Source organism: Acetivibrio sp., from assembly GCF_035371925.1.
Taxonomy (GTDB): Bacteria; Bacillota; Clostridia; order Acetivibrionales; family Acetivibrionaceae; genus Hungateiclostridium.
Genome location: NZ_DAORXT010000077.1, coordinates 10,396 through 14,224 on the forward strand (window position 1 = coordinate 10,396; position 3,829 = coordinate 14,224).

Consider the following 3,829-nt stretch of genomic DNA (forward strand, 5'->3'; position numbering starts at 1 on the left):
TTGAAGGTATAATATTGACATTTGACTTGTCAGAGATTAAAATTAATACTGCAAACTACGCTGATTTGGCGGCCGATATCAACCGCGAAGTTACTGGTGATGCCAGTGATGTTACAGGAACGAAATTTGTTGTAGGTATGTTGTACTACCTGTCACCACTTACTGGTCCAATGGTGTTTGATGGAGCTCAAGATTCTTACAAGATTGACTTTAATGTTCCAAATAACAATACTATGAAACGTCATCTTGACGGATTGATAAAATTGATTAAGTCTTTGGAAAAGAGGGGAGTGACAGATTTTGAGTCCTTCCTTGCTGTAGCTGAGAATATAGTTAATGCTAATGACAATGCTCAGATTTATAACTTCAAGAAAGAGTTACGTGTTTTGTACGGAAGAAGAGTTTACGATGGTGAACTTCCATATCCGCCAGCATCACCAACACCTACATCTGGTGGTTCAGGTGGAACAGGTGGCACACCAACACCTTCAGCAACACCGACACCTACTTCTACTTCTGAAGTTGTAGTGCCTTCACCTAGTGAAGTTCCGGCAGCTCCATTTAATGATGTTGCAGGTCACTGGGCAGAGCAGTTTATTGCAAAGTTGGCAGCTAGAAATATCGTAAGCGGTTATCCTGATGGAAGTGTAAAGCCCGATCTTGAGATATCAAGAGCTGAAATGGCTGTAATTGTTGTTAAGTCAGTAGGACTTGAACCGGCTAAAGACATATCGTTAAAGTTTAAAGATGCAGATCAGATACCTGCATGGGCTGCGGGTTATATACAGGCTGGAGTTGAGGCAGGTATAATCGCAGGATATGAAGATAACACATTTAGAGCATCAAGAAATCTGTCTAGAGAAGAAATGGTTGTATTAATACTGAAAGCTTATGAATTTGGAACTTCAGAGAAGGTAGATTTCAGCTTCACAGATGCGAAAGATATTGGAGATTGGTCAAAACCGTTTGTCGCAAAGGCTGTTGAATTAGAGTTTGTAGTAGGTTATCCGGATAATACGTTTAAGCCTAAGAAGAGTGTAACTAGAGCTGAAGCATTTACAGTTCTTGTGAAGGCAATAGAGGCAAAAGAAGCAGCAAATGCTGCCAATGAGGCTGAAGCTGCTGAGTAAGCTAATAAAATTAATGAATTAAAAAGGTGGAGCATAACGCTCTGCCTTTTTATGTATAATAAAAATTAGAAATTGTCTTGTGGAAGTTTTAAGTAGATGTTATAATTATTTTGTAATTAAACGGAATTGCTACCAGCATAATAGAAAAGGACTGAAGTGAGATGGTTGTGGATATTCATTGTCATGTTCTTGATGGGATAGATGACGGACCAAAGACGTTGGAAGAGGCCATATCATTGTGTAGAATGCTGCAAATAAGGGGTATTGACAAAGTTATTGCTACACCGCACTTTATTGGAGATTATGATTCAAAGCCGACTCCCGAAAATATAAATGAGAAGATATCAACGCTACAGAAAGAATTGAACAAGGAAAATATCAAGCTGGAAATATATCCTGGCATGGAGGTTTTTGCAGCCAATGACACCGTTGAAAGACTGGAAGAGGGCGAGATTTTGACGTTAAATCACTCCAGATATGTGCTTATTGAGTTTTCCTTTGAGAACATTCCCAAGTATATGTCGGAGCTTTTATTTTCTATGCAGCTTAAAGGGTATATTCCAATAATTGCGCATCCAGAACGCTACAGCATACGATACAGAAAGAGCGGCATAATCAAAAAGGCCGTGGAAAACGGTGCGTTGCTTCAGATAAATTCGGGAAGCTTTATGGGTGCTCATGGCTCTGAAGTCCGGGATGAAGCAATTAGGCTTTTAACAAGTGGAATGGCCCATCTTGTAGCTACAGATGCGCATGGAGACAGAAGGCCGGTTTATTCCATATTAGAAGTCAGGGAAGCACTTATTGAAATTTGCGGAGCCGAAAATATGAAAAAACTGCTTTATATAAACCCCCAAAGAGTTTTTGAAGATAAAGATGTGGAGCAAACAAGTTTTGTAAAAAAAAGCTTTTCATTTTTTGATATTTTTAAAAATATAGGGCTTCGCGATTAGCTGTGTTAAAATGTCCTAAACTCCAGGTTAAATTGACAAAATGTATAAAATCTTGTAATATAAAATTATAGACTGCTTTACATAAATATTATGTTAGGAGTTATTATATATGAATAATTTTACAGTGACTAAAACTCCAATTGAAGGACTTATAATTGTAGAACCGAAAGTTTTTGCCGACACTAGAGGAGTTTTTATAGAGAGCTACAATAAAGAGTCATTCTTAGAACTTGGGCTTACTATGGAGTTTGTTCGAGACTATCATATAAAGTCAAGAATAGGAGTATTGAGGGGTATACATTTTCAGAGAAAATTTCCTCAAGGTAGGCTCATAAGAGTAATTAGAGGAAGGGTCTATGACGTTGCTGTAGATTTAAGAAAGGACAGTCCTACTTTTGGGAAATGGTATGGAATAGAGCTTTCAGCGCAAAACAATAAGATGCTTTATATACCGGAAAGGTTCGGCCATGCTTTTTTGACTTTAGAAGACGATACTGAAGTTTTATGCAAAACTACCAATGTATATTATCCGGAATATGACTCGGGAATCATATATAATGATTTGGATTTGGAAATAAATTGGCCTGAAATCGAAGGTGACATAGTTTTGTCAGAAAAAGATAAAAACCTGCCGGCATTTAAAAACGCAGAATTGGATTGACATTCCAACAGTTTTAAAGGAGAAGAAGTATTATGAAAAAAGGGATTGTTGTCGTACTGGTAATTCTGCTGACAATAGGAGCAGGATTTGTTGTTCCTATAATGATAAACAGGGATGTCGGCAGAGCAAACAATCAGCCAAGCAATACGGCATATACACCAGCAGGGACGCAAGAACCTCTGTCAACCCAAAAAGCTGATCAAACAGCAGCGGCGACACTAAAAATCACACCAACTCCGACTGATTATAAATTACCCGATGCTTCCGAAAAGACCGAAAACGGGGGAAAGGGGAAGGCACAGTCTTCCGGATCAAAAGCTTTGGTTAAAGGTTCTCAAGAATGGATAGACAAAAAGATAGAAGAACACAAGGATGAAATATTAGATGAAGACCTTGCCGATTTTAGAAGAATTTTTCCGAAAGTCGATATCGGCTATGTACAGAGCTTAGGAAGTGGCGGATATACCGATGAGGAAACTGAAGAGCTAAAGAATTATCTCTATAAAACTCTTGGAGCCGCAGATTATGAGAGGGCGAAAATATTATTCTACAGATATTCATATATACTTGATGAAGATTAATAGTAATTTTATATAAAAGCATCTACGAAATGTAGATGCTTAATTGTCGAAAGAGGTATTCTGGTAATGCTTGCGAAATCAAAGCAAATTGCAGTTTGAAAATCCTTCGATATTGTTGTGATATAAATATTGACAAAATATTACTGGAAAGTGGTGGCATAATGTGGAAAACTAATATCTATTTAGTTCAATTCTCATTATAAGTTTAATCGAATTCATATCCGAAATATATATTGATGGGGTAGGTGCAATGACAAATCGACCTAAACTTAGGATTGCTATGTGCCTAATAGATCTCCATATTTGTTGATAAATGATAAAATGGGTTTGAGGACACATAAAATAGGAATTGAGGTAGCCTTCCCTAAAGTATATTGATGCAAGAGACTCAAATGTATCTATTTATTTGATAATAGCTACCTAAACTGGAACGCGTGGAAGAATTGTAATGGTGCTCTATTGACAATTAAATGCCTGCTATGTAAAATGGAAATGTTGGGGGCA

General features: G+C 37.4%; 4 protein-coding genes. All 4 read left to right on the forward strand.

From position 1 onward, the window contains the following. Positions 1–1,130 (forward strand): S-layer homology domain-containing protein (locus tag PLH43_RS10340; RefSeq protein WP_324362791.1); only part of this gene is annotated, 1,130 nt, incomplete at its 5' end. 161 nt (positions 1,131–1,291) lie between these two features. Next, on the forward strand, positions 1,292–2,083 hold the full coding sequence (locus tag PLH43_RS10345; RefSeq protein ID WP_324362793.1) for a CpsB/CapC family capsule biosynthesis tyrosine phosphatase: 792 nt from the start codon (positions 1,292–1,294) through the stop codon (positions 2,081–2,083). A gap of 109 nt (positions 2,084–2,192) precedes the next feature. After that, on the forward strand, positions 2,193–2,744 hold the full coding sequence (gene rfbC / locus PLH43_RS10350) for a dTDP-4-dehydrorhamnose 3,5-epimerase (protein ID WP_324362795.1): 552 nt from the start codon (positions 2,193–2,195) through the stop codon (positions 2,742–2,744). Between the two features lie 32 nt (positions 2,745–2,776). Continuing rightward, entirely contained in the window at positions 2,777–3,325 is a 549-nt protein-coding gene (locus PLH43_RS10355; protein ID WP_324362797.1) for a hypothetical protein, read from the forward strand. The last annotated feature ends 504 nt before the right edge of the window (positions 3,326–3,829 follow it).